The following is a 25,049-nucleotide window of genomic DNA, read 5'->3' as shown; positions in this document are numbered from 1 at the left end:
TGCATGCGCTCCTGGTTGCGAACAGTCTCAATCACCCTCACTGCTGCATTGGCGACGGCCGCTGTTGCCAGCCTGCTCCAGACCCAGATCAATCTGCATGCCCTTACCCAGCTGGGCCTGGACGTCAGCTGGCCGGCACGGGCCGCAGTCACCGTGGAAGATCTGGCTCGGTTCGGACCTGTAATGTTCAGCTTTTCGCTGGCCGGCGGCGTGCTTGCGTCAGGTCTGCAGCCAATTCTGCGCCGGCTTGGCCTCCATGCCCTGCCCTGCGCACTGCTCGCCGGTGTAGCCGGGCTGGCGGTCGTGCTCGCGCTGCTGCGCAGTGTGATTCCGATGCCGGCGATCGCCGCCATCCGGGAGCTTCCAGGCTACGCCCTGCTCAGCCTGTGTGGGCTGGTGGGCGGCTATGTGAGCTACACGCTGAGGGCGCGTACCGTGCGCGAAACGCACCCCCACGGCGGCGTGGCCTGGCTGTTGCCGGCTGGCCTGGTGCTGCTTCCGCTTGCCTCATTCATGTTGATGCAGCCGACGGCGCAACGTGCACAGCCGCCTGCGGCAGGAGGCTACCAGGTCGCGACCGTCGCCAGCGGCCTTCAGTGGCCGTGGTCGCTGGCGGAACTGCCCGACGGAACGCTGCTCGTCACCGAAATGGCTGGCCGCCTGAAGCTGATTGACCGCGCCGGTGCACGTGTGGACGTCAATCTATCCAAAATGCCCGCGGGCTATCAGCGTGAACGCGTGATCGGCCTGATGGACATTGCGCTGTCGCCGGATTTCGAGACCGATCGCCGCGTCTATCTGACGCAGGGTTATCGAGATCAACGCGGCGTGGGTGTTCGGTTGATCCGTGGCGCGCTGGAACGCGTTGGCGATGCGTGGTCCATGGAACAGGTGGAGATTCTTTTCGAATCCACGCCAAAAGCCAGCGACGGCAACAACGGCGGCCGCGTGGCCTTTCTCGACACGCACATCCTGCTGATGACCGTGGGCGACGGTAGTGCCCGCCGGGAGGAAGCGCAGAATGTGCGCAACTCACTGGGCAAGGTGATGCGCATCCATCTCGCGCCTGGCGCGAGCGTGGCGCCCCTGTACACCTCCGGGCATCGCAACCCACAAGGCATCGTGCATGACCCTGTCACAGACTCCATCTATATCAGCGAACACGGGCCGCGCGGCGGTGACGAGCTCAACCGACTTCGACCGGGCGCAAACTACGGCTGGCCGATGCTCAGTCACGGGATCGACTACCCGTTTGCCCGGGTGAGCCCGTTTACCCGGCACAAGGCGTTCGAGGACCCTGAGGTGATCTGGTCGCCGTCCATCGCGCCCTCCGGTCTTGCCGTGTATCAAGGCGCCCTCTTCAAGGGATGGCAGGGAGATCTACTGGTGCCTGCATTGCGTGAGCGGAGCATCCGCCGGCTCGTTCGTGACGGTGATCGCGTGGTGCGCCAGGAGCGGCTGCTTGTCGAATTGGGTGAACGGATTCGTGACGTCATGGTCGCTGCAGATGGCTCCGTCTATGCGCTCACCGATGGGGTGGACGGCAAGCTACTTAGACTGATACCGGAAAAAACGATGTGAGCACGTCGCTCAGGTGAAGTCACGTGCGGAGGATTGACCCCGCACGCTCACGCTCGCCAGCAGGCGCGCGCCGAAGGCAAGCGCGGTGCCACCGGCGCTGGGGGTATCGCTGGCCCTGAAGCTGCTGGCGGCCCAGGCGAATCAGCCGCCGTGATCGGCCAATGCATCGTGAAAGTCGAGCTCGTGAACGAGTACGACACGTGACCCTGACTTACGAAGCGCAATGGCCTTTTCGACCTTGCGCCCGTAGCAGGCAAAGGCCCAACAAGGATTGCCTTCCGCGCCGATGACCAGGTAGTGGACCTTCTTCGATGGGGCCGCGTGGGCCGATCCCCCGAGCCTCTCGACGATCTGTTGGAACTCGGTGCGGGTGAAGCGTGACGATGCGCCGGTAAAGCAAAAGCCCCTATCCAGAAAGTTGATCTCGGGATCCACGGCGCACAAGCCGACGATCCTCTGTTCTTTCAGTACGAGCGGATTGGTAATCGTGCGGTCGTCGAGCAGTGGCGTGAACTCCGCAAAGAATGCGAGGAGCAACGCGTGTTCCTTCGGGTCTATCTGTCCGTCGGCGAGTACGCCTGTGATGAGGCTCCCCACCTCGTCGAATGGCCAGCATGTCCTCAGGTGCTCGTGATCTGCCATCCAATCTGACAGGGCGCGGAGCTCTTCCACGGAGATGTGCGTATCCGCAACGATGCCCCCCAGGATTCCGTGCAATCGCTGCAGGTCGGCAGTCACATCGGCGTAGAACTCGGTGGAGCGCAGCCGTTCGCACAGCCACAGGATGTCTGCGCGCTCTTCCTCGGTCAGGACGCCGTCGGCCACGGCGGTAGTGACAACCGGCACCAGCTCGTTGAATGGGTGCTGCTCTCGCACTGCCTCGTGCTCGACCAACCACAGGTTGAGGTAGTCGAGCTCAAGGGGATTGATCTGGCCGTCGATCACGATCCCTTCGACGATGCCGATCAGGGCGTTGACGGATTTGTTCAGTCGGGCTTTCGAGGTGAACCTGAAGTAGCTGCGGTGATCGGGGTGCATTGAGGTACGTCCCTGTTGGACGCCGTCCAGCGGCGTGTCATGGAAACTTACCGCGTCATTGACATCTGGCGCCAGAGGCAGGCTGGCCCCTGTAACGATCCAGTTGCAGCATCGCAGCTGCGGCGTGACTACAACCAATGGCACACGAGCCAGGGGGCTGTGCACGCTATGTTGGTTCCGATGGAATGGAGGGAGTACGTGTGAGGCGTCTATTTTTCTCGGCAGCGCTGCTGTTGATGTGTGCGACGGCCGGAGCAGGTTCCAAGGCCGCCGACGGGACGACAACCGTGATCGTGCTTGGCGTGGACCACGCTGCCCAGCTTGTGGCCAGAAATGACCGCCCTGCCCGCCTTGCGGCCTTCCTGGCGCATGCCAGGCCCGATGCCATCTGCATCGAGCGGTCGCCGGAGGCCTTCGCACGCAACGACTATTACGAGTTCACCTACGAAGTTCAGGACGTCGTGGTTCCTTTCGCCCGGCGCAACGGGATCGATCTGTGTCCCATCGACTGGGAGCCACCCGTCGAAGATGCCAAGCTTGGATTCGGCCTGGACCTGGGGGCGCCGCCGGAACTGCGCCCTGCCAGCGGGTTCCAGCAGTTCCTTTCATTCCCCTCCCCGAGCCAGCTCACGCGGGATCTCTTCCACGCCGACGAGGCAAAGGACGTGGAGCGGATCGCGCAGTGGGCCGCAACGCCGGCCAAGCGGGCAGCGGATGATCTGCCACGCAGGCTGTATCTCTATCGCACCTACCTGCAGGCGCAGCGGGTAGCCGCCGCGGTGAAAGCGCGCCCCGGCGGCACGGTTGTCGTGGTGGTTGGCGAGTTCCACAAGCGGGACATCGAAGCGATCCTGGCCGCTTCCCCGGACCTGCGGATCGTACAGCCCTCCAGCCTCGGCGAACCCGGTGAGGCGCTGGTGCAGCGGGAGGAGCGCCGTGAGTACCACGCCGCTGTCGCCAGCTTCAACCTGCTGGGCGTCCAGTCCGGCACCGGCAACATGGACCGCGCGTTTGTTCGGGAGTCGGTGCAAGCCCTCAAGGTAGAGCGCAACTCGCCTGAAGTCGCGTTGCTGCAGACGCGCCTGGATGTGCTGGAAGGCAGGATCGCGCCGGCCATGGCAGTGGACCGGTACCGATCCATTGCCACGGAGGCGGGCGAAACACGCTTCACCTGGACTGGCGTAGCTGACGCCTCACGCCTTGACTCTTACTTCGACCCCTTCGGTAACCTCAACGTACGCCAGCGGGCGCTGCTCGAGACGGCCCGCGAGTTATACCGTGCCGAACGTGGCGAGGAAGCAGCAGGGATACGGCAGACCCTCGGCAGCGAGCTGGGCAACCGAAAGGCGGCTCAGCTTGCCGGCTACTGGGAGCGCTACGTCGTGAAGCCGGCATCGCCTTAAGCTGCATGGTGGTCAAGCGAATCAACATGACCGCCGATGTGCGCCGGCCCCAACTCAGCCCACCGCATCCACGGTCCTGTCCGGTGCAGCAAGCCGAGACGCGCGCAGGTACCGCAGATACTTGCCGAGAAAGATGCCCGTGAACCCGCCAGACAGCAGCAGATACGCGGCACGGAAACTGCCGTCCGCGCTCAGTGAGGGGGATACGGATAGCGCGCACTCGAAGCCGTACTTCACCGCAAACGTCACCAGGAGCAGCGGCAGGAGACTGTAGTCCGCACTGCGCCACAGCTTTCCCGTCGACGGCTTCAGGGTGAGCGTTGCCCGGCGCAGCAGCAGCCATCCAAGGCCCACGCCTGCACCGATGCCCACCGACCACTGACCCCATGCTTCCCAGGCATTGCCGAACCGGTGGTTTATCGACACGATGCCCCACGCCACGAAAAGGGTCGGCACGATGGCCAGTTTCGTGAGCGAGGTTTCTCCAGGTTTCATGGCGGCGACGCCCCGTGCGACCAGAAAGACCAGAAGCGCCCAGACCCACACCGGGATGTTCGAGAGAAGGGGATGCAGCATGTTCACGGGGCGTCCTTGAGCTGGGTGGGTGCCGGCGATGCAGCGCCGTGCGGGAATGGGTCCATTCTCGCTTTGCACCGACCCGTCACAAGTGACAGGTGTCAGGCATCCGGACGTACATTACGCAGCCAGCGCCGTAGACGTCGCCTGCCCGATCAGCTCCTGCGCATCAGGATCATCTTCTCCTGTGACATGTCCCGCATCGTGTACGGGATGCCGCCTGTGCCATACCCCGACTCGCGGCGCCCGGCGAAGGGCATCCAGTCGGTCCGGAACGCGGTGGCATCATTGATCATGACGGCCGAGGCATCCAGCCGGTTGGCGGCGCGCATGGCGATATCGATATCCTGCGCGAATACGCTCGCCTGGAACGCGGTGGGCAGCGCGTTGGCACGCGCGATCGCCTCGTCCAGGTCGGTATAGCGATACACCGCCACCACCGGCCCGAACACTTCCTGCGTGGTGATCCGTGCGTCGCTGGCCGGATCCAGCAGCACCGTGGGCTGCAGCGTGGTCTCGGAAAGTCGCTTGCCGCCGGTGGCCAGTTGCGCACCGCCACTTACCGCTTCGTCAATCCATTCAGCGACGCGGTCGGCCTCGCGTGGCTGGATCAGCGGGCCGACATCCGTGTCCTTCAGTGTGGGGTCGCCGGTGCGCAGGCGCTCGACCCGTGCGATGAGCGCCTGGGTAAAGTCATCGGCAACATCCTCGTGGACGAAGACGCGCTGGGTGGAGACGCACACCTGGCCTGCATGGTAGTAGCCGCCTTTGACGACCGGTTCGATGATCCTGCCGAGGTCGGCGCTGCGATCGACGATGGCCGGGGCGACCCCGCCGTGTTCCAGCGCCGAACGCGCACCGTGTGCGAGCTTGGCGTGCAGCGACCACCCTACCCTGGCCGAGCCGATGAAGCTCAGGAAGGCCACCCGCTTGTCGGTGGCCAGCGCCTCGGCCAGGTCGTTGCCCTCCGGCAGGAAGCTCTGGCACCACGGCTCGGGCAGCCCGGCTTCGTGCACCATCGCGACGAATTCCAGGCACGACAGTGGCGTCGCGGAGGCAGGTTTGATGATCACCGGGCACCCGACGGCGATGGCCGGCGCCACCTGGTGGACGATCAGGTTCAGTGGGTGGTTGAACGCAGAGATCGCGGCAACCACGCCGATCGGCTCCCGCGTGGTGAACGCCCAACGCCCCTCCGCCGCGGCCGACAGCCCCATCGGGATTTCGCGACCGGCGAAGTTGCGCAGCTCGTCGGCGGCGTTGTGGACACCGTCGATGGCGCGTGTGGTTTCGACGATGGCGTCCGGCAGCGGCTTGCCGCCCTCCCGGGCAATCTGCAGCGCGAGATGATCACGCCTGGCGTCCATCAGCGCGGCGAGCCGGCGCAGGATCGCGATGCGCTGGTGCGGCGCGAGCCAGCCGTCGCGGTCCTTGAATACCCGCTCGGCGGCACTGAGCTTGCGCTCCAGGGCCGCGGCGGTATCCAGCCCGATCTCGGCGATGGGGGCACGGTCGAACGCCTGGACGACAGTCAGCATGTTGGGTTCCTTGCTCAGCATCAGGGATGACGATCAATCACAGCCCACGTCCGGCGTGCGGTTGCGCAGTTCATCGACCAGCACGCGGGTGTTCTCGGCATAGTCGATCGGTACATCCAGCACGTGGACGCCGCCGCCGGCGAAAGCGGCCTCGATCATCGGCACCAGCGCTTCGACCGCGGTCACCCGGCTCCCCTTCGCACCGTAGGCTTCGGCATACTTCACGAAATCCGGATTGCCGAAGCGCATGCCGAAATCGTCGAAGCCATCCACTGCCTGTTTCCAGCGGATCATGCCGTAGGCGCTGTCGTTGAGGATCACCACCACCAGGTTGAGCCCCAGGCGTACCGCGGTTTCCATCTCCTGGGAGTTCATCATGAAGCCGCCGTCACCACACACCGCCATGACGCGGCGCTGCGGGTAAAGCATGACTGCCATCATCGCCGACGGCAGGCCAGCGCCCATGGTGGCGAGCGCGTTGTCCAGCAGCAGCGTGTTGGCCACGTGCGTGCGGTAGTTGCGGGCGAACCAGATCTTGTACATGCCGTTGTCGAGGCAGACGATGCCGTCGTCCGGCATGGACTGGCGCACGTCATGCACCAGCCGCTGCGGCGTGACCGGGAAACGGTCCTCTTCGGCGCGGTCGTTGATGCGGGCCAGGATTCTCTGGCGCAGGGCGATCATGCCCTCGTCCGCAGGCAACCGCCCTTCCAGGCGTTCGGCCAGGGCATCCACCGAAGCCCCGATGTCGCCCAGCACTTCGATATCCGGCTGGTAGACCTGCTCCACCGTCGCGGACTGGAAGCTGATGTGCACGACCTTGGGACCGCCGCCGCTCTTCATCAGGAACGGTGGCTTTTCAATGGTGTCATGGCCGATGGCGATGATCAGGTCAGCGCGGGCGACCGCCTCGTGCACGTAGTCGCCCTCGGAGAGCGCGGCCGTGCCCATGTAGAGGTTGGAGCCGCCGGTGACCGCGCCCTTGCCCATCTGTGTATTGAAGAACGGCAGGCGCGTGCGCGCGACGAATGCGGAGAGTGATTCGGCAAGCCATGGCCGGCTGCCCGCCGCGCCGATCATCACCAATGGGCGTTTGGCGGCCAGGATCGCCGCTTCCGCCCGGTCGAGCGCGGCAGAGGGTGCGATGGGACGGTCCAGCGGGTGGATGGGGATGACGGGCACATCCTCCACCTCCTCACCTGCGACATCCTCCGGCAGTTCCAGGTGCACCGGCCCGGGGCGCTCTTCCATGGCCACCCGGAAGGCATCGCGTACGGTGGCCGGAATCGCGGCAGGGCTGACGATCTGGCGCGTCATTTTCGTGAGCGGCTTCATCGACGCCACGATATCCACGATCTGGAACCGTGCCTGCTTGGCGCTCATGACAGGCTTCTGGCCGGTGATGAGAATCATCGGCCACGCGCCCAGGTGGGCATACGCCGCGCCGGTCGAGAAATTCAGTGCGCCGGGGCCGAGGGTGGCCAGGCACACGCCGGGCCTGCCCGTCAGCCGGCCGTGGGTGGCTGCCATGAACGCGGCCGCCTGCTCGTGGCGGGTGAGCACCAACTCGATGCGCGAGGTCCGGAGCGACTCCAGGAAGTCCAGATTCTCCTCGCCCGGCACACCAAAGATGCGGTCGACGCCCTCGTTTTCCAGCGCCTTGACCAGTAGATCCGAGCCCTTCTGCATAGCTTCGATCCTTGCGGTGAAGTCAGGGGCACTATACCGGGGCGGATGTCGCTGCCGTGTGGCCGCCAGCGCGGGCACACTGACGCGCGCATCGAAAAGATCCTGGGGAGCAACTACGCCCGGCGGTTCACGGAGGCATGTGGATGGGGGCGCTCGGTCGCTACTCAGCCGGTTGAGGCTGCCGGCGCGCGCATCCGTCGCTTCTGCAGATACAACACGACCGCCGCCAGCACCGCGGCCACGGCGCCTGTCAGCGGTACCGAGGCCAGCGTCGCGTAGCTGATCGTGAGGCTGCCCAAGGCACCGCCCAGCGCGGTTCCAAGGTTGAACGAGGCAATGTTCAACCCCGCGGCCACAGAGCTGTATGCGGGGATGAGCTGTTGGGCCTGCCTGAGCAGACGCAGGGTCAGCAGCGTCACGATCGAGAAGAAGCAGATGCCCAGCGTGCCGACCAGGAGCATCATCAAGGCTGGGATACGTGCGAAGCCGTAGAGCCCGATCAGGTTCAACGCCAGCGCGATCAACGCCAGCCGGAGGCTGCGATCCCCGTCCATCGCATCGCCCAGCCATCCCCCGAGCAGATTGCCTGCGATCGCGCAGGTGCCGAACAGCAGCATCCCCAGGCTCAGCCACTGCACATCCACAGCGGTGATCTGCTGCAGATAGGGCGAGACGAAGGTGAAGAACGAGAACGTGGCGACACTGACCAGCGCGCCGATGCCGGCCGTCGTCAGCAGCTGCGGATGGGTGATGGCCTTCACGCCCTTCCACGCACCGCCCCGGGATCGGGTGGAGCCGGCATGGCCGCTGGGCATGCACAGTGCCAGCCCGAGCATGCCGGCCACACTGAGCACGCCGATCGCCATGAAGACCACGCGCCACGACCACGCGCTGCCCAGCCAGGTCCCGATCGGCACGCCGAAGGCCAGCGCGAGCGTCAATCCGATCCACACCACTGACAACGCCCGACCGGACCGCTGCGGGTCCACCAGCCGGGTCGCGGCGTCCGAGGCTACCGCCATGAACACACCGTGGCCGAGGCCGACCACAAACCGAATGACCAGCAGGGTGACCAGGTTGGGCGAGGCGCTCATCAGCAGGCTGCCCAACGCCAGCAACGCAGTGGCCAGCAGCAGGATCTCCCGGTCCCGCCAATGGGCGACCAGTGCGGTGATGAGCGGTGCACCGATGGCAGCGCCCAAGGCATAGGCGGCGATGGCCGTCCCGACGAGAGAAATCTGCGCGCCAAGGTCGTCGGCAATGGCGGTCAATACGCCGGCGACGACGAATTCGGACAGACCGAACGCAAAGGCGCACAGCGAGAACACGTAGATGGCAGCAGGCATGGCGGGTCCTTCACAGCAGGGCCGCAGAAGCCTAGTGCCTGGCCATGCGCGGGTGAAGGACGGGTTTCATACCGCAGCAAGACGCCGCGCGTCTCGTCACCTCAGGATGGAGAACGGGTCTGCAGGACTGCCTGTAGCAAGCGGTCGCGGATCGCTGACGGCCGGGTTTCGTTCCACGCCATCAACAGGTCCAGCCGTGACGCTTCCTCCGGCGCATCCACCTGAAGCGGCCGGAACACCACATCCTCGCGGGCTTCCATCGCCAGCGAAGCGGGGAGCAACGCGATACCGAAGCCGGCGGACACCAGCGCGATCAGGGTCTGCATCTGCCGGCCCTGCTGCACGATATCGGGCACGAACCCGGCGGCCTGGCACAGGCTGATCAGCTGGTCATGAAATCCTTTGCCGAGTGACCGTGGCGAGGCGACGAACGCCTCCTCCTTCAGCGACGCAAGGTGGATGCCCGGTTCCGCGGCAAGGCGGTGGCCGGCCGGCAGCGCCACGCAGATCGGTTCGCTCAACAGGCGCTCCATGCGCAGGTGCGGCGTCGTGGTGCCCGGCGTGCGCATGAAGCCAATATCCGCCCTGCCCTGTTCCAGCGCGTTTACCTGCTCCTGGGTGGTGGCCTCCAGCATCGTGAAGGCTATGCCCGGGTTGAGCGCTCGAAACCGGCGCAGTGCCTGAAGCAACGCGGCATACGGGGCGATGTTGATGAAGGTCAGGGTCAGATGGCCCTCGATGCCCTGGGCCACCCGCTGCGTTTGCGCCACGCCCGCTTCCAGCGACTGCAGGGTGCGGCGGGCGGTATCGAGAAATGCGGTTCCGGCCGGCGTCAACGCTACGCTGCGGTGCGTCCGCACGAACAGCGGCGTGCCCAAGGCGCTTTCGAGCCTGCGGATGGCCTGGCTCAGCGGCGGCTGCGCCATGTGCAGCCGCTCGGCAGCGCGATTGAAATGCAGTTCCTCGGCGACCGCGATGAACTGTTGGAGCAGGCGGGTCTCGATCACTGAAACGCCAGACCTCGTGAATGCCGGGATTGAGCCGGCCCAACATAGCAAATCACGGCTTTTTCGGCAGATCCCGCGTAGCGTCCGCGTCCATCAGCTCGCGGCGCTGCGCCTCGATCCAGGCATCTCCGGAAGCCCGTGCGTCCGCATCGAGCGCCTTGTTCTGCCGGTCGTTCTCCTGGTACTCCGCCCACACCTCCGGCGTGATCGTGTCCAGTTGATGATCAGGCCGCAGCTGGATCGAGGGGGCATCCCCCATGGACACCGTAAAGCTGTCGAACAGCCATTGCCGGCGCAGTTCAGGGGAGGCATGCAGAAGGTCAGGCTCCGCGTAGGTGTGCATCGGCAGTGCCTGCTGGGCAAGCGTGGTATCGGAGGAAATCCGCGCCAGTTTGACGACCAGGCGCTCATGGTCGCGATCTTTCTGGTACAGCGCGGCGATGTCGCCATCGATCCACAGGACGTACCAATACCCCGCTAGGCGATGGACCTGGAAAGGGTGTTCACGGATCAGGATGAGATCGCTGCGGTCGTCGTAGAGCGCGCGCCACCCTGCAGGTGCCGGGCGAATGCCGCAGTCGACGGTGCCCTGCAGGATCGTCTCCAGCGTCACCCTGCCCTCGCTGGGGGAGAGCCGCGTGGCCCAACAGCGTGAGCTGTCGCGGTTGTGCGATGCCATCAGGATCGCGCCTTCGTCCAGCACCACCGCATCGGCATGCACGAACTGGTCGTCTGTGGCGTCAGGATCCTGAAGGAGCGTCGAAAAAGCCTTGTCCGACAGCTTTCTGCCGTCCACGTAAAGCTCGTACGTCGTGTAATGCTGATACTTGCTGACGTTGATATCCAGCCGGCTTTCCGTAACGGCCACCACCTTCAGCGTGCCCGAGGAGAACACGGTTTCCCGTGTCGTTGGTGCACATCCGCCGGCAAGCAGCGCTGCACACAGCAGCACCCCCACGCAAGGCAGGACGGAAAAGCTTCTGAAATTCATCACGCTGCGGCCTGCGGGTGGGGGAAGCTGACCCCTGCAAGCATATCCGCTCCGCCGCCGCGTATCGGCCGGTGCGGCACCAGCGGGTGCCGCACCACCCCTGCCCGCTCGGTCAGAAGCTGTAGTCCAACGACACACCCACCGTGCGCGGCTGCATCATCACCGCATTCCAGCGCCGGTACTGCTGCGCACCGGCCGCAGGAATCGTCCTGCCAGCCGCCACGTAGATGTCCTTGTTGGTGAGATTGGTGACGAAGAAGCGCACGGTCGTGTTCTGGCTGCTGACTTCGGCGGTCAGGTCCACCGTGGTGTAGCTGGGCAGGTCAAAGGACTGTGTCGACGCCACCGATGCCGCACGCTCGCCGTAGTAGCGCAGCGCGCCGCCGACGCTCCAGCCCCATTCGCCGCTCGTCGGGAACTGGTAATCGGCCTGCAGGCTGCCGGCCCACTCGGGCACCTGTGGCAGCTGGGCACCGGATTCGGCCTGGTTGGGGCCGCCCGGGCGCGCCGGCGGAATCGGCGCGGTCAGCTTGGCATCGGTGTAAGTCAGGCTGCTGCTCAGGCGCAACCCATCGATGGGCATCAGTGCGCCGGTGAACTCAACGCCCTGGCTGCGTGCTTCGCCGCCATTGACGCCATAGGAGATGCCCTGGGCCGTGAGCAGATTGAGACGGATGTCATCCCAGTCGATGCGGAAGGCGGCCACTTCCACCAGCGCACGGCGATCCCAGAAGTGGCTCTTCAAGCCGGCTTCGTAGTTGATCAACGTGTCCGACTTGACCTGCGCGGGGACTTCCGGCGCGGCCGGCAGGATGGGGTTCGGGCTGCCGGCGCGGTAGCCGGTGGCTACGCGCACGTAGGCCATGGTGTCCTCGCCCAGGAACAAGCGGGGGCTGGCGCTCCAGGTGGTCACGCTCTCGGAGGATTCGGTGATCCGCTGCACCCCGTCACCGCCCAGCGGGCCGCCGAGGGTCTGGCGGAACTCCTGGTCGTTGCGGGCATGGCGCACGCCCAGGGCCAGATCGAAGCGGTCGGTGAATTTCCAGGTGGCGTTGCCGAACAGCGCCTTCTCTTTGTAGGTGGTCAGCACCGAGGCGGTGAACAGATCGAGCACCGGGTTGAAGGCCGGGCTCAAGGCGCTGCCGCGCTCGATGTAGGCCGCGTCTTCATCGGTGTAGAACGCGCCGAGCTGCCATTGCAGGCGGCTGTCGCCCTTGGAGGTCAGGCGGAATTCCTGGGTCCACTTCTTCAATTCGATATCCGTGTCCAGGCCGGCGTATGCCATGACCGGGCCCACGCCGGGTTTCTGGCCGAGCAGCGGAATGTACTCGACCGACTGGTCCTGCAGACGCCAGGAGTTGGATTTCATCCAGCTGCTGGCCGAGGTGAAGTCGGCCCAGCCCACGTCCCATTCCACTGTCAGGCCGTACACGTCGTACTTGATCGTGCTCGGCTGCAGGAACAGGTACTCGTTCGAGTAGCCCGGCAGCTTCGGCTTGAATGTGACCGGGTCCAGTGCGACCGTCGCGAAATTGTCGCCCTTGTTTTCCTGGCGCATCGCGGTGAGCAGCACGTCCACCGTGTCCGAGGCTTTCCACAGCAGCGAGAGGCGGCCGGCGTTCTGGTAAACGTCGTTGGTGTCGCGGCGATGCAGGACACTGTTGTCGATCCAGCCCGGGCTGGTCTGCTCGGCATAGCTGGCGCGCAGGGCCAGCTGACCCTTCACCAGCGGCACGTTGACCGCAGCGCGTTCGGAATGACCCACCCGGCCACCATCGTCAACGACACGCATCGTCGCCCCGGCGCGGCCCGCGAAGTACTCCAGGTCCGGCCGCTTGGTGACGTACTTGACCACGCCACCCAACGCGCTGGCACCGTACAGCGTGCCCTGTGGACCGCGCAGCACTTCCACGTTCTGCACATCGTAGGGAAGCAGGTCGAACATGCCCGAGGTGGCGCCGGACAGCGAGCCATTGGCGGTCAGTGGTACATCGTCCACGTAGATCGAGGTCGAAGCGGTGTTGCCCATCGGGGTGATGCCGCGGATCGAGATCGTCGAGCGGCCCGGCGCGCCGAGGCTGGTGATCTGCAGGCCGGGGACCAGACCGGCCAGGTCGTTCATGTTGTTGACCTGCAGGCGATCGAGCTGCTCTTCACTGATGACGCTGATCGACATCGGGATATCGGTCACCACTTCCACGCGTTTCTGCGCAGTGGCGGTGACCGTGCCCAGCGTATGCACGTCATCGCGCTCGGGATTCTCGGCGGCGACCTGTGCCAGTGCCGTGGCGCTGCAGCCCAGGGCCAGGATGCCTGCAGCGCAGGCCAGCGACAACGCGTTCATTCGGAGCGAACAGTGACTCATGGTGATGAGACCTCGGTAGCGAAGCTGGGAGCCCACGGCAATGGGCACGGAATGCGGCAGTCAGGGCACCCCGGCGTTCTGGGGTGGGGGCCGGCCTGGCAATGACGCTCCTGGGGACGAATGGCTGCTTACAAGCCCATGTAGGACACAATAGTCCTGTTCAGAGAACTGTCAATCCTGCGACGCAGCATTGACATCACATCGTGCGCCAGGCGTCCGCCGCGCCTCAGCGTGCGGCGCCCCAGACCGCCTCGTCGCACCAGATCGTGCCGTCGCGATAGACGACCCCGGGCGTGCGGTCCTGCTTGAGGAACGTAGGGCCATCCAGATCGACGAGATCGCACAACTGCCCGACCACGAAGCCCGGCGCAGCGCCCAGGCTGCTGCAGACCATGCAGCCGACCATGACGCCCAGATCCGCTTCGCGCGCGGCTCCCGCGATGAGCAGCGCCTCAGTGAGGCCGCCGCACTTGTCGAGCTTGATGTTGTAGACGTTGAAGCGACCCTTCAGGCCGTCCACGTCGGCCAGGGTGAGCGCGCTTTCGTCCGCGGCCAGCGGAATCGGCGAGACGAATCCATCGAGGTCGGCTTCGCGCCCGCGGGCCAGCGGCTGTTCGATCAGCGCCACACCGGCGTCCACCATGGCGGTGGCCAGCCGGTCGAGATCACCAATCTGATACCCCTGGTTGGCGTCGACGCCCAGCCACACATCCGGCCGTACCGCGCGGATGGCCGCAACGCGGGCGATGTCCAGGTCGAGATCGCCCGTCAATTTGACCTTGATCGAACGCGCCTGACGGTAGGCCACAGCGGCCGCCGCCATCGCGGCCGGCTCATCGGCGCCGACCGTGAAGGTGGTCGGCAGTGGACGCGGTGCCTCGAGCCCTGCAAGCGCCCACACGGGCGTTCGCGTCTGCCTGGATTCCAGTTCCCACAGGGCGGCATCGACCGCGTTGCGCGCGCCGCCGGCCGGCAGGATCGCACGTAGTTCCTCGCGCGTGGGATGCGCCTGGATCGCATCGCGCGCCGCTTCCAGCTGGATGCGCATGGTCTCCACGTCTTCGCCCAGGTAGTACACCCCGGTCGCCTCGCCACGCCCGATGTGCGTGCCGTCATCCAAGGTGACGAGGACGGCCAGGCGACTGTCGAACACGTGGCTGGAAATGCGGAAGGGTGCCGCAAGGCGCAGGGCGTCGACGGCGATGCCGAGTTTCAGGCGGGCCATCAGACGTGCGCCCCGGTTGCGGCACGGTCACGCGTCAACGGGGACGTTCCCAACAGCTGGATCAAGCACATCTGGTTTCCCTGCCTCATGGTGAGGAATTCTCACATTGAGACATTAGTTCTCTCATAAGAGAACTGTCAACGGGCGCCGGGTTCGGCGCCCTCCCCTTTCCCTGCTTTTCTGGTTACTTTGCTGCGGGAGCGGCGGGCGCAAGCGCGGCCGCGATCTGCGAGAGGTACTTGTTCCAGTCGAACTTCTGGCCTTCGGGCGTCCAGCCCAGGCGCACGATCACCGCATCCTGCGAGGGAATCACGGCCACGATCTGGTGGTTATGGCCCATCGCCATGAAGGCATCTGTCGCGACATCCTGCAGCACCTTGCGTCCTTCTCCGCCGGCTTCGGCCCGGTTCAACCACAGCTGCGCGCCGTACGAGGGGCGCGGAGAGGCCGGGGTCGGTGTCACCGCGAAGTCGAGCCATTGCTGCGACAGCAGCCGCTTGCCGCCCGCCTCGCCGTGGTTCAGATGCAGCAGTCCGTACCGCGCCCAATCGCGTGCCGTCGCGTACCCGTACGAGCTGCCGACCAGCACACCCGATTCATCCGGCTCGATCAGTGCACTGCGCATCCCTGCGGGCTCGAACAGCCGCGTCTGTGCAAACCGGGTCATGCCTTCCAGCGTCCCACCGGTCGCCTCGAAGACGATCCGCGACAGGATGTTGGTCGTGCCGGACGAATAGCTCCAGAAGGTTCCCGGCGCGTGCTCCAGCGGCAACGCAGCGGCAAGCGCCCCCATGTCGCCGGCCTCGAACAACATCTTGATCGAGTCGTTGCCCGGCTTGTAACTCTCCACGAAGGTGAGCCCGCTGGACATCGTCAGCAGCTGCCGCAACGTGATCGCGCCACGCGGGTCGCCGGCCCCCTTCCACTCGGGCACCGGTGCCGGCTCATCCAGCTTGAGCACGCCGTCATCGACCAACAGGCCGACCAGGGTGCCCATGATGCTCTTGGTCGCCGACCAGCCCAGCATGCGCGTGCTCTGGTTGAAGCCGGGCGCATAGCGCTCGGCGACGATCGCCCCGCCCTGCACCACCACGATCGCCCGCGTGTCGGGATAGCCGCCGACGTTCTGCTCATCAAAGGCGGCGCTGACCGCGGCATCGAGTGCAGTCCGGTCAAGTTTCGCTTCAGCCGCCGCCTGCAGCGCCGGCACGGGCGTGTCGCCCTGGGGCCAGGGGCGCGCCGACAAGGGAGCAAGCGGTTTGAGCCGCCCCGCCTGCGTCTTGAGGGCCTTCAATGGAACATCCCCGGTGGTCAGGGTGCAGCCGACCGCCGGGCGATACAGCGCGGTACGGGTCGGCGTGCCGGGCGCGGAGGCGGTGACCGTCCCGGCCTTGCGATCCACCGACAGCGCGACCGTTCTGGTGAAAGGCGCCAGCGCATGCACGTCATCGCGCAGGACGTCGGCTTCGGTGCGGTTGGCCACGAAAATGCCGGCGCAGGCAAGCTGCGCCGAGACCGCGGTACCCAGATCGTCCGCGCTGGTGATCGGCGGTGCGGCCGCCAGCACCGGCGCGGAGGCGGCGAGCGCCAGGGCCAGAAGGCTGCAGCGGGAGGAGTATCGAATCATGAGGTGGGTCCTGAAGTTGGTTTGACGCGCACGTGGATCAGCGCGTGTGGCAGGCGTGGCGCAGCGCCGAGCCCGCCCGGGCGCCGGTGTGCCTGCCACCCTCGAAACTCACCACGCCGTTGACGATGACGGTCTCGATGCCGGTCGGCGCGCCGGCCGGTGCATCCCAGCTCGCCACATCGTCCAGCGTGTCCAGATCGAACAGCACGATGTCCGCGCGCATGCCCTCACGGATCAGCCCGCGGTCGCTCAAGCCCATCCGCTGCGCGGGCCAGCCGGTCATTTTGCGGACGGCATCCTCCAGCGTCAGCACCTGGTTCCGCTTCACATACTCGGCGATGATCCGCGGGAAGGTGCCGTAGGCGCGCGGGTGCGGCAGGCCGATGGCACCTTCGCTGCCGTAGTTCACCGCCGCCGCGGCATCACTGCCGATGCTGACCCAGGGCTGGCGCAGCGCGAGCTGCACATCCTGCTCGCTGATCATGAAATACAGCGCGACCGCGCGGTTGGGCAGCCCTTCGAGCGCGATATCCCAGGCCGCATCGGCCGGGTCCAGATTCAGTTCGGCACCGATCTCGGCGAGCGTCCTGCCGTGGAAGCGCCGGTACTTGTCACTGAAGCTGTTGGCCAGGCGCACGTTCTGGAAACCGCCCGAGGCGTGCACCAGGTTCGACCAGCCGGGCATCGATCCAGCGGCGACTTCCTTCTTCATGCGTTCGCGTACCTTCGGATCGCGCACGCGCTCGATGCCCTTCTCGAGCCCATCGGCCCAGACCCAGCTCGGCGCGATGATCTCCAGCCCGGTGCCGCCGGCGGTATATGGGTACAGATCCGCGGCGACATCGACACCGCGGTCGCGCGCCGCATTGATCGTGGCCAGCGCCTGCCGCATCAGCTTGCCCCACTCCGGTGCATAGGCCGCCTTCAAGTGGAAGATCTCCACCTTCACGCCGCCCTTTTCACCGATCTCGATCGCTTCTTCGATCGCCTTGACCACGCCCTCGCTTTCGTCACGCATATGGGTGGCGTAGAAGCCATCGCATTGCGCGGCCACCTTGGCCAGCGAAATGAGATCCGAGGTGCTCTGGAAGCTGCTGGGCGCATAGATCAACGCGCTGGAGATACCGAACGCACCGGCCTCCATCGCGATCTTGACCTGCTCGCCCATGGCATCCAGCTGCTTGCGGGTCGGGGCACCGGCGGCATCGCCCATGACATGCACGCGGGCCTGGGTAGAGGAGTAGTAGGTGCCGAAGTTGACCGCGATGCCCTGCGTCTCCAGCTGCTTGAAGTATCCCGGCATGCCCGCCGCAGGCACCGGCGGTCCGCCCTCGCCGCCGATCAGCGTGGTCACGCCCATGCGGAGCTTGTTCTCCGCGGCGCCGTCCTTGAGCAGCGCCGCGCCGGACTGGTCCATCATGTCGATGAAGCCCGGCGACACATAACGCCCGCGCGCGTCGATCTCGCGGGTGCCGGTCCCCGGCACCTGGCCGACCCGTGCCACCCGCCCGTCCCTGACCGCCACATCGGCCCGGACCCAGGGGTTGCCGGCACCGTCCAGTACGCGGCCGCCACGGATCACCAGGTCATAGTCGGCGGCGGCCGCATGGGCGGCGAACAGCATCGACACACCGGCCCAGAGCAGAGTGCGCTTCATCATTTCATCTCCTTGTCGGTACGCGCGTCTGCACGCACGTCTTCCACGACCTCACGAACCGCGTTCACCACCCGATCCGGCTGATCGATCTGGATGTAATGGCCGGCGTCGCTCACGATCTGTTGCTGCCCGCGGCTGGACATGGCGGCCTGCTCGGCATGCAAGGTGCGCCATTCCTGCTTGAACCGGGCGCCCTCCTCCGCGGTCAGGCCCATCTTTTCCAGCTCCTCGGGCTTGAACGGCTTCAGCGCGGTCAGCACGATCACCGGGCGATCGCCAAACGAGGTGACCGCGCGGGCATCGTCCATGGTGCTGTCGAAACCATCCACTTCGGCGGTCGCGCCCTTGACCGACGCACTGGAGAAGGCGGTGATCTCCGCCGCCTCATCCTCGGGGCGGGGACCATGATCGGCACGCGAGAACAGGAAGCGCACCAGGCCGGTCCGCGACAGTGCCGTCGCGGTATGCATCAACAACGACACCTTCTTCGGGTGGACGTTGATGCTGACCACGCTGCCAAGCCGGGCGATCTGATCTGGATGCGAGGGGTCGACCATCACCAGCCCGGCGACCTGATCACCGTAGCGACCCACATAGGTCCGGATGTAGGGCCCGCCGATCGAATGGCCGACCAGCACCAGCGGATCGGTGATGCCGGCGCCCTTCAACAACGCATGCAGATCATCAGCCACGGCCGATGCACGCTGCGGGGAATCCTTTGCGTCGCTGCGCATGATGCCGGCACGGTCGTAGGCGCAGGCACGGGTAAAGCGGGCGATCCGGTCGTGCACGCGGGTCCAGTCGAGCGTGCCGCCCGTGCCCAGGCCGGATTCGAAGATCACCGTCGGCGAGCCGCTGCCCCGGCACTCGATATGCATCTGCCGCCCGCCGATGTCGACCAGTTCGCCGCGCAGCGGGTGCGCGTCCGCCGCGTTCCGGCGCGCCAGCGCCTCGTACACGACGCCCACCAGGGTGAGGAGAATCACGAGCGCCAACAGACCCAGCAGGATCCACTTCACCCATCGCCAAAACCGCCGCCAACCCTTTACTGCTGTCATGTCGTGCTCTCTTGAAGGGCGTACTGAAGCGCGTATCGCCCCGCGGTTCCGTCTCGCGCGGCGTTCAAGGGAGGACCACCCCATGCGGCAGACAATCATCCCGAATGGGATATAAACGTCCTGATAGGAGAATTGTCAATGTGCAGTGCGCCACTGTCCGGGTTCCCACGGTCACCGTTGTGAAGACCCGCACTTCACGCGACGCACACTACCCTCTTGCCGTCACACCCCACGGAGCTGCCCCCTCGTGAGCCGGCATTGGCCGCCAACGCGCGCGTTAAAAGGACTTTCCAGTCTCTCCCTGCTGTTTTTCAGTGGCCTGGCCATCGCCCAGCCCGCCCCGGGCGCCGCCGCTATCCCCGCGCTGGACTGGCAGCAGTCCCAGCAGCGGCTGGAGCAGGTCTCCGATGCGCTGGCCGCCGCCGATGCGTCGGTGCGCAACAAACAGGACCTGCAGGACGCCACCCGCCTGTTGCGGTTGCCGGAGATCACCGGTGAAGTGCGCCGCCTGCAGTTCCAGAAGACCCTCACCCTCCCCTTGGGTTCGCTGGCCCCGGTTGCCGAAGCCTTCGGTATCGATTCGCCGCTGCAGTTCACCGAGCGCGACTGGCGTACCCGCCCGGTGGTGACCGCGGTGCTGCCGCTGTATACCGGCGGGCTGATCCCGGCGGCGCAGCAGGCGGCGGCCGGCGCGACCGACCAGGCCAGTGCCGAGCGCGAGTCGCAGCGGCAATCGCTGAGCGTGCAGCTGGCCCAGGCCTATTTTGGTCAGCGCCTTGCCGAGCAGGCCGTCGATGTGCGGCGGGATGTCCGCGATGGCCTGCAGCGCCATCTCGACGACGCCTTGAAGCTTGAGCGCGAGGGCTTTGCCACCCGCGCCCAGCGCCTGCAGGCCAACGTGGCCCGCGACAAGGCCGAGCGCGATTACCAGAAGTCGCTGAACGATCTGCAGACCCTGAAGGCAGCGCTGGCCACCCTGCTCCGCAGCGGCGGCGAGGTCCGCCCGGTGTCGCCGCTGTTCGTGCATCGCGCGCCGATCGGTGCACTGCCCACCTTCGAACGCGAGGCCCAGGCCCGGCAGCCGCAGATCGCCCGGCTGCGCGCCCTGGTGGCGCAGGCCGAACAAGGCGTGCGCGTGCAGCAGGCCAAGCTCAAACCCACCGTGTTCCTGTTCGGCCAGTACGATTTCCGCCGTCGCGACGAGATGCTGACCGATCCGGACTGGGCGTTCGGCATCGGCCTGAAGTACACCTTCCTCTCGCCCAGCTCGCGCCCGGCCCAGATCAGCGCCGCCCGCGCGCAGCAGGAGCAGGCTGAAGCCGGCCTGCGCGAGGCCGAGAACCAGGTGACGCTGGGCGTTCGCAAGGCCTGGTACGAACTGGACACCGCCCGCCAGCAGTTCCTGTTGCTGGACAGCAGCATCGAACAGAACCGTGAGAACCTGCGCCTTCAGGAGCTGGCGTTCCGCGAAGGCCAGGCGACCTCGCTGGACGTGATCGATGCACGGCTGGGGTTGGGGGGCGCGCAGGTGGAACGCGCGCAGGCCGCCTATCAATACGACGTAGCGCTGGCACAGCTGCTGGAGATCAGTGGACAGATGGACCGATACGAAGAATTCCGCCGCCGGGGCGACGAGGTGATCGCGCATGAATGACACATTGCAGGCCGCCGCCGACGCGCCGCCGCCGAAGAAGCGCAAGGCGGGCATCCTCATTGGCCTGGCCCTGGTGGTCGTCGTGGTGGTCGGCCTCTGGCTGGCCTGGCGCACCCCGGCCGAGCAGCTGCAGGGCATGGCCGACGCCGACACCATCAACGTAGCCGCGAAGATCACCGCGCGTCTTGCCGAGCTGAAGGTGCGCGAAGGCGACCGGGTCAAGGCCGGCCAGGTGCTGTTCGTACTCGACAGTCCGGAAGTGGCGGCCAAGGAAGAGCAGGCGCACGGTGCACTGGAAGCGGCGCGTGCCGTGGCCGACAAGGCTGACGAAGGTGCACGCAGCGAGGATATCCGCGCTGCGCAGGCCAACTGGAAGCGTGCCGAAGCCGGTGCCACCCTGGCCGAGGCGACCTATCAGCGCGTGCAGAACCTGTTCAACGAAGGGGTCATGACCCGGCAGAAGCGCGATGAAGCGTTGGCGCAGGCGCGCAGTTCGCGCGAGCTCTCCAATGCCGCACGGGCGCAGTACGACCAAGCGCTGGCCGGCGCCCGTGACCAGGACAAGCGCGCCGCGCAGGGCCAGGTCCGCCAGGCGCAGGGCGCGGTGGCCGAGGTCAACGCTGCCCGCGATGAGGTCAACGGCCGCGCGCCGGTGGCCGGCGAGATCAACAAGCGCATGTCCGATATCGGCGAGCTGGTGCCGGCCGGCTACCCGGTCTTCACCCTGGTCGACATCGACCACATGTGGGTTTCAGTGAACCTGCGCGAGTCGCAGATGCGCGGCCTGAAGGTGGGCAGCCGCCTGCACGGCAGCGTTCCCGCGTTGGACCGCGACGCCGACTTCGAGGTGTATTTCATCAATCCGGCGGGCGACTACGCCACCTGGCGCGCCACCCGGCAGTCGTCCGGCTATGACGTGCGCAGCTTCGAGATCCGGCTGCGCCCGGTCGCCCCCATCGAAGGTTTCCGGCCGGGGATGAGCGTGCTGTTCGCGTGGCCGCAGGGATGAACCGCCGGGCGTGGGCGGGCATCACCGCCTCGCTGCAGCGCGAGCTGCAGCACCTGCGTCAGGATCGTGCCGATCTGCTGCTGGTCACCCTGCTGCCAGCGCTGATGCTGGGCGTGATGGCCTGGCTGTTCGCGGCCTCGGTGATGCGCGATATCCCGATCGCCGTCGTCGATCTGGACCGCAGCGCCGAGAGCCGGCAGCTGGCCCGGATGCTCGATGCAAGCCCCGGGGTGCGCGTGGCCAGCCAGCCGATCAGTCTGGCCGATGCGCAGTCGCAGCTGCGGCGGCTGGACGTGTTCGCCGTCGTACTGGTGCCGCGCGATGCGACCCGCAACGCCCTGCGTGGCGAACAGGGCACGGTGTTCGCGTACTACAACGCCACCTATCTCACCACTGGCCAGTCCGCCGTGCGCGACATCGTTGAAGCCGTCAGTGCCTGGAACGCGCGCCTGCTGGGCGGGCGCATCGCCAAGCAGGTGGGCCCGGCCAAGCTGCGCGCGCCGCCGATCGCGGTGCAGTCGGACATCCTGCACAACCCGGCACGCAGCTATGAGCTGTTCCTGCTGCCGCTGCTGTTCCCGGCGGTTCTGTCGCTGGGGTTGGCGTTGGCGGTCGCAGCCAGCCTGGGCCGCGAAGTGCGCGACGGGCACCTGCGCGCGTGGCTCGGCGACGCCCCGTGGTCGGCCATCGTCGGCAAGATCGCGCCCTATGTCCTGCTGTTTTCGGCGTATGGGGCGCTCGGCGTGCTCTACCTCGCGCGGGTGCGTGGCGACGGCATCGCCGGCAGCACGTTGTTGCTGATGCTGGGCCAGCCGCTGTTCTACCTGGCCTGTGCGGCGGTGGCGCTGCTGTTCGTGGGGCTCACCCGCGACATGGGCAGCGCGCTCTCCGCGATCGGCCTGAGCATCGGGACTGCCTTGGCATTTTCCGGGGCGACGTTCCCGGTGGTGGATGCGCCACTGTTCACCCGCATCTGGAACGCGCTGCTGCCCCTGACCGCCTACGTCAAACTACAGACCCAGCAGCAGTTCGTCGGCGCGCCGTGGAGTGTTTCCCTGTGGCCGCTGGGCACCCTGCTGCTGATGGTCCTGGTGGCGGGCGGCATCGGGGGGTGGCGCTTGATCGCCGCGCGGGCTGCCGATCCGGGTACGCCCGCCGCGGCCTCGGGAGCCGGCGCATGAGCCGCTTCGGCAGCAGCCTGCGCCTGACCCTGCGCACGGTCCTCACCGACCGCTACGCAGTCGTGCTGATGGTGGGCGCGGTGGTGCTGTACTCGTTCTTCTACCCGGCCGCCTACCGCCACCAGGTGGCGACCAACCTGCCCATCGTGGTGGTCGACCACGACCAGAGCGCGACCAGCCGGGAACTACTGCGTCGCGTGGATGCGCTGCGCACGGTGCGCATCGTCGACCAGCCGGCCAGCGTCGACCAGGCCCGGGATGAAATGGAAGCCGGCCGGGCCGAAGGCATCCTGCTGATCCCCGCCAACCTCGAGCGCGACATCCTGCGTGGGGGCAATGGGTATCTGGTGCTGATGGGCAACGGCGCCTACCTGGGCCGCGCCAGCTGGGTGCTCGGCGGCGTGGCCGATGCCCTGACCGCGTTCGCCCGGGAAGCGGCGGTGTCCCAGGCGGCCTTCATGGGCGCGCCGCAGGCACCGCCGATCACCCTGGTGCAGCGGCCGCTGTTCAACACCCAGGAAGGCTACGGCAGCGCGATCGTCCCCGGCGTGGCCGAACTGATCGTGCACCAGACCCTGCTCATGGGCATCGGCGTGCTGCTCGGCGCGCGGCGGCTGGCGCTGGGCCGGCGGCTGCGTTTCGACCTGCCCACGCTGGCCGGGATGGCCGTCGGCTTCGGTGCGATCGGCCTGCTCGGCCTGCTCTACTACGCCGGGTTCACCGCGTGGGTGCAGGACTATCCGCGCGGTGGCAATCCGCTCGGGCAGCTGCTGGGCGGCACCTTGTTCATTGCGGCCACGGTGGCGTTCGGCCTGTTCGTGGGCAGCTTTTTCGCCACCCGCGAGCGTGCGTTCCAGGTCGTCATCGCCTGCTCGATCCCGTTGTTTTTCCTGGCCAACCTGTCCTGGCCCGCAGTCACCTCACCGCCGGCACTGGTCGCGCTGGCGCACCTGCTGCCCACCACGCCCGGCATCAACCTGATGGTGCGCTTGAACCAGATGGATGCCAGCCTCAGCGAAGTCAGCCACGAAATATGGACGCTGGCGGCGCTGCTGGCGCTGTACGGCGGCCTCGCCGTCTGGCGTCTGGGCGCCCGCAGGTCGAGCTGAGGGCATGGCGTCCCGCACGGCCACAGTGCCCGTCAGATGAGAACCTGGCGGGTGCTGCGCAGAAACTGGTGGATCTCGGCTTCGACGCTTTCATCCAGCATGTAGACCGGTCGCTGGCCGTTCGGGCAGCGCAGCGTAGGCGTGGTCCCGAACATGCGGCAGATCAACGGCCGCTCTTCGTAGACCTCGCAGCCATTGGCGCCCAGGTACGGGCAACTCAGCGCTTCCAGGGCGGCGGCATGCTCGGCATCGCTCTTGAGCGGCAGGCGGGCCACTTCCTCGCTGGAGGCGGTGACCGGCCCACAGCAGTCGTGGCACCCCACCACGCAGCGGAACGAAGGAATCTGCTCGCGCAGCCGCTGGATCGCGTCACGGGTCGCATAGGGCATGGGGAGGGCACTCGTCAGCGTCAGCGGCTGGCCATTTTACGCCTCCGGCGGCCGCGGCGGCGGCTGCCGGCCGGCGCGGTGTCAACGGACAGGCAACGGCCCTTCCCTCGTCCTTGACGCGTGCAGGCACACCATGGAGGCCTCTTCTTCTGTCCCACCCCCATGAACCGTTCCACTGTTGTACCTACAGGCCGTACCGTACTGGTTGTTGAAGACGAAGCCGAGCTCTCCCGGTTGTTCATCGAAGTGCTGCAGGAGGCAGGTCATACGGCGGTCACCGCTGATTCCGTGACGGATGCGCTCAGCGCCCTCACCGGCCAACGATTCGATGCGGCCATCCTCGACGTGGAGCTTCGCGACGGATCGGTCTTCCCCGTGGCCGACCGACTGGCCGCCACCGGCACCCCCTTCCTGTTCGCCTCCGCGGTCTATCACCAGATAGTGCCACGCGCCCATCAACGGGTGCCGTTCGTGTCCAAGCCCTTTGACATCCGCGTGTTGCAGCAACGGGTGGCAGAAGCGCTGGCCACAGGACCGGGGAAAACGGGCAACGCACAGCAGGCCTAGAGCCCCAGCGACGACGCAGCGTCGCGACCGCACCGACCG

The 25,049-nt window shown here is 66.5% G+C and carries 20 protein-coding genes; 7 read left to right on the top strand and 13 right to left on the bottom strand.

Annotated features, from left to right (window positions below; all coding sequences use genetic code 11):
- Positions 1 to 3 precede the first annotated feature (3 nt).
- The gene (locus PV764_RS00175; protein WP_026069857.1) at positions 4 to 1,581 is read left to right on the top strand and encodes a PQQ-dependent sugar dehydrogenase; all 1,578 of its coding nucleotides are present in this window, start codon (positions 4 to 6) and stop codon (positions 1,579 to 1,581) included.
- Positions 1,582 to 1,722: 141 nt separating this feature from the next.
- Here the strand turns inward: PV764_RS00175 and PV764_RS00170 are convergent, their stop codons facing one another.
- A complete protein-coding gene (locus tag PV764_RS00170) occupies positions 1,723 to 2,784 on the bottom strand; it encodes a BRCT domain-containing protein (protein WP_237740299.1) in 1,062 nt (353 codons plus the stop codon).
- 122 nt (positions 2,785 to 2,906) lie between these two features.
- Between PV764_RS00170 and PV764_RS00165 the strand changes: the two genes are divergently transcribed.
- Positions 2,907 to 4,022 (top strand): hypothetical protein, encoded by a 1,116-nt coding sequence (locus PV764_RS00165; protein WP_284129271.1) that lies wholly within the window; start codon positions 2,907 to 2,909, stop codon positions 4,020 to 4,022.
- 54 nt (positions 4,023 to 4,076) lie between these two features.
- On the opposite strand, the gene PV764_RS00160 is transcribed toward PV764_RS00165, so the two are convergent.
- The 11 genes from PV764_RS00160 to PV764_RS00110 form a co-directional block, all read right to left on the bottom strand.
- The gene (locus PV764_RS00160; RefSeq protein ID WP_421116182.1) at positions 4,077 to 4,598 is read right to left on the bottom strand and encodes a DUF6622 family protein; all 522 of its coding nucleotides are present in this window, start codon (positions 4,596 to 4,598) and stop codon (positions 4,077 to 4,079) included.
- A 155-nt stretch (positions 4,599 to 4,753) separates the two neighbouring features.
- On the bottom strand, positions 4,754 to 6,136 hold the full coding sequence (locus tag PV764_RS00155; RefSeq protein WP_026069855.1) for an aldehyde dehydrogenase family protein: 1,383 nt from the start codon (positions 6,134 to 6,136) through the stop codon (positions 4,754 to 4,756).
- A gap of 33 nt (positions 6,137 to 6,169) precedes the next feature.
- A complete protein-coding gene (locus tag PV764_RS00150; RefSeq protein ID WP_421115928.1) occupies positions 6,170 to 7,825 on the bottom strand; it encodes an acetolactate synthase large subunit in 1,656 nt (551 codons plus the stop codon).
- Positions 7,826 to 7,989: 164 nt separating this feature from the next.
- The gene (locus tag PV764_RS00145) at positions 7,990 to 9,171 is read right to left on the bottom strand and encodes an MFS transporter (protein WP_046272408.1); all 1,182 of its coding nucleotides are present in this window, start codon (positions 9,169 to 9,171) and stop codon (positions 7,990 to 7,992) included.
- Positions 9,172 to 9,272: 101 nt separating this feature from the next.
- Complete coding sequence (locus tag PV764_RS00140; protein WP_019183706.1) at positions 9,273 to 10,178, bottom strand: LysR substrate-binding domain-containing protein; 906 nt, start codon at positions 10,176 to 10,178, stop codon at positions 9,273 to 9,275.
- A gap of 52 nt (positions 10,179 to 10,230) precedes the next feature.
- Positions 10,231 to 11,169: a hypothetical protein gene (locus PV764_RS00135; protein WP_421115926.1), complete on the bottom strand. Its 939-nt coding sequence runs from the start codon at positions 11,167 to 11,169 to the stop codon at positions 10,231 to 10,233.
- Positions 11,170 to 11,281: 112 nt separating this feature from the next.
- Positions 11,282 to 13,513, bottom strand: a complete 2,232-nt coding sequence (locus tag PV764_RS00130; protein ID WP_421115925.1) for a TonB-dependent receptor — start codon at positions 13,511 to 13,513, stop codon at positions 11,282 to 11,284.
- Between the two features lie 247 nt (positions 13,514 to 13,760).
- On the bottom strand, positions 13,761 to 14,759 hold the full coding sequence (locus PV764_RS00125; RefSeq protein WP_421115924.1) for a dipeptide epimerase: 999 nt from the start codon (positions 14,757 to 14,759) through the stop codon (positions 13,761 to 13,763).
- A 184-nt stretch (positions 14,760 to 14,943) separates the two neighbouring features.
- On the bottom strand, positions 14,944 to 16,386 hold the full coding sequence (locus tag PV764_RS00120) for a serine hydrolase domain-containing protein (protein ID WP_421115923.1): 1,443 nt from the start codon (positions 16,384 to 16,386) through the stop codon (positions 14,944 to 14,946).
- A 37-nt stretch (positions 16,387 to 16,423) separates the two neighbouring features.
- On the bottom strand, positions 16,424 to 18,043 hold the full coding sequence (locus tag PV764_RS00115) for a D-aminoacylase (protein ID WP_019183702.1): 1,620 nt from the start codon (positions 18,041 to 18,043) through the stop codon (positions 16,424 to 16,426).
- Complete coding sequence (locus tag PV764_RS00110) at positions 18,043 to 19,185, bottom strand: alpha/beta fold hydrolase (RefSeq protein WP_421115921.1); 1,143 nt, start codon at positions 19,183 to 19,185, stop codon at positions 18,043 to 18,045. The genes PV764_RS00115 and PV764_RS00110 overlap by 1 nt, the downstream gene beginning before the upstream one ends.
- 217 nt (positions 19,186 to 19,402) lie before the next feature.
- Between PV764_RS00110 and PV764_RS00105 the strand changes: the two genes are divergently transcribed.
- Genes PV764_RS00105 through PV764_RS00090 form a run of 4 tightly spaced genes read left to right on the top strand, consistent with a single transcriptional unit; the run spans position 19,403 to position 24,054 of the window.
- On the top strand, positions 19,403 to 20,755 hold the full coding sequence (locus PV764_RS00105) for a TolC family protein (protein ID WP_235318882.1): 1,353 nt from the start codon (positions 19,403 to 19,405) through the stop codon (positions 20,753 to 20,755).
- Positions 20,748 to 21,764 carry an HlyD family secretion protein gene (locus PV764_RS00100; RefSeq protein WP_019183699.1) on the top strand — a complete coding sequence of 339 codons (1,017 nt, stop codon included), beginning with the start codon at positions 20,748 to 20,750 and terminating at the stop codon, positions 21,762 to 21,764. Before PV764_RS00105 ends, PV764_RS00100 begins: the two co-directional genes overlap by 8 nt.
- The gene (locus PV764_RS00095) at positions 21,761 to 22,945 is read left to right on the top strand and encodes an ABC transporter permease (RefSeq protein ID WP_019183698.1); all 1,185 of its coding nucleotides are present in this window, start codon (positions 21,761 to 21,763) and stop codon (positions 22,943 to 22,945) included. The genes PV764_RS00100 and PV764_RS00095 overlap by 4 nt, the downstream gene beginning before the upstream one ends.
- Positions 22,942 to 24,054 carry an ABC transporter permease gene (locus PV764_RS00090; protein ID WP_019183697.1) on the top strand — a complete coding sequence of 371 codons (1,113 nt, stop codon included), beginning with the start codon at positions 22,942 to 22,944 and terminating at the stop codon, positions 24,052 to 24,054. The genes PV764_RS00095 and PV764_RS00090 overlap by 4 nt, the downstream gene beginning before the upstream one ends.
- 32 nt (positions 24,055 to 24,086) lie before the next feature.
- Here the strand turns inward: PV764_RS00090 and PV764_RS00085 are convergent, their stop codons facing one another.
- Entirely contained in the window at positions 24,087 to 24,443 is a 357-nt protein-coding gene (locus PV764_RS00085; RefSeq protein ID WP_019183696.1) for a YkgJ family cysteine cluster protein, read from the bottom strand.
- A 162-nt stretch (positions 24,444 to 24,605) separates the two neighbouring features.
- Here PV764_RS00085 and PV764_RS00080 point away from each other — a divergent pair, with 162 nt between their 5' ends.
- Positions 24,606 to 25,010, top strand: coding sequence for a response regulator (locus tag PV764_RS00080; RefSeq protein WP_019183695.1), 405 nt, complete (start codon positions 24,606 to 24,608; stop codon positions 25,008 to 25,010).
- Positions 25,011 to 25,049 lie beyond the last annotated feature (39 nt).

The organism is Stenotrophomonas sp. AS1 (genome assembly GCF_048957655.1).
Classification (GTDB): Bacteria; Pseudomonadota; Gammaproteobacteria; order Xanthomonadales; family Xanthomonadaceae; genus Stenotrophomonas; species Stenotrophomonas bentonitica_A.
This window is presented reverse-complemented; position numbering and strand designations above follow the sequence as displayed.

What these genes read in the sequence shown, in the direction of transcription:
- PV764_RS00175 (WP_026069857.1), top strand. Translation starts at nt 4, where the DNA reads ATGCGCTCCTGGTTGCGAACAGTCTCAATCACCCTCACTGCTGCATTG.
- PV764_RS00160 (WP_421116182.1), bottom strand. Translation starts at nt 4,598, where the DNA reads ATGCTGCATCCCCTTCTCTCGAACATCCCGGTGTGGGTCTGGGCGCTT.
- PV764_RS00155 (WP_026069855.1), bottom strand. Translation starts at nt 6,136, where the DNA reads ATGCTGACTGTCGTCCAGGCGTTCGACCGTGCCCCCATCGCCGAGATC.
- PV764_RS00150 (WP_421115928.1), bottom strand. Translation starts at nt 7,825, where the DNA reads ATGCAGAAGGGCTCGGATCTACTGGTCAAGGCGCTGGAAAACGAGGGC.
- PV764_RS00145 (WP_046272408.1), bottom strand. Translation starts at nt 9,171, where the DNA reads ATGCCTGCTGCCATCTACGTGTTCTCGCTGTGCGCCTTTGCGTTCGGT.
- PV764_RS00135 (WP_421115926.1), bottom strand. Translation starts at nt 11,169, where the DNA reads ATGAATTTCAGAAGCTTTTCCGTCCTGCCTTGCGTGGGGGTGCTGCTG.
- PV764_RS00130 (WP_421115925.1), bottom strand. Translation starts at nt 13,513, where the DNA reads ATGAACGCGTTGTCGCTGGCCTGCGCTGCAGGCATCCTGGCCCTGGGC.
- PV764_RS00125 (WP_421115924.1), bottom strand. Translation starts at nt 14,759, where the DNA reads ATGGCCCGCCTGAAACTCGGCATCGCCGTCGACGCCCTGCGCCTTGCG.
- PV764_RS00120 (WP_421115923.1), bottom strand. Translation starts at nt 16,386, where the DNA reads ATGATTCGATACTCCTCCCGCTGCAGCCTTCTGGCCCTGGCGCTCGCC.
- PV764_RS00115 (WP_019183702.1), bottom strand. Translation starts at nt 18,043, where the DNA reads ATGAAGCGCACTCTGCTCTGGGCCGGTGTGTCGATGCTGTTCGCCGCC.
- PV764_RS00110 (WP_421115921.1), bottom strand. Translation starts at nt 19,185, where the DNA reads ATGGGGTGGTCCTCCCTTGAACGCCGCGCGAGACGGAACCGCGGGGCG.
- PV764_RS00100 (WP_019183699.1), top strand. Translation starts at nt 20,748, where the DNA reads ATGAATGACACATTGCAGGCCGCCGCCGACGCGCCGCCGCCGAAGAAG.
- PV764_RS00095 (WP_019183698.1), top strand. Translation starts at nt 21,761, where the DNA reads ATGAACCGCCGGGCGTGGGCGGGCATCACCGCCTCGCTGCAGCGCGAG.
- PV764_RS00090 (WP_019183697.1), top strand. Translation starts at nt 22,942, where the DNA reads ATGAGCCGCTTCGGCAGCAGCCTGCGCCTGACCCTGCGCACGGTCCTC.
- PV764_RS00085 (WP_019183696.1), bottom strand. Translation starts at nt 24,443, where the DNA reads ATGCCCTATGCGACCCGTGACGCGATCCAGCGGCTGCGCGAGCAGATT.
- PV764_RS00080 (WP_019183695.1), top strand. Translation starts at nt 24,606, where the DNA reads ATGAACCGTTCCACTGTTGTACCTACAGGCCGTACCGTACTGGTTGTT.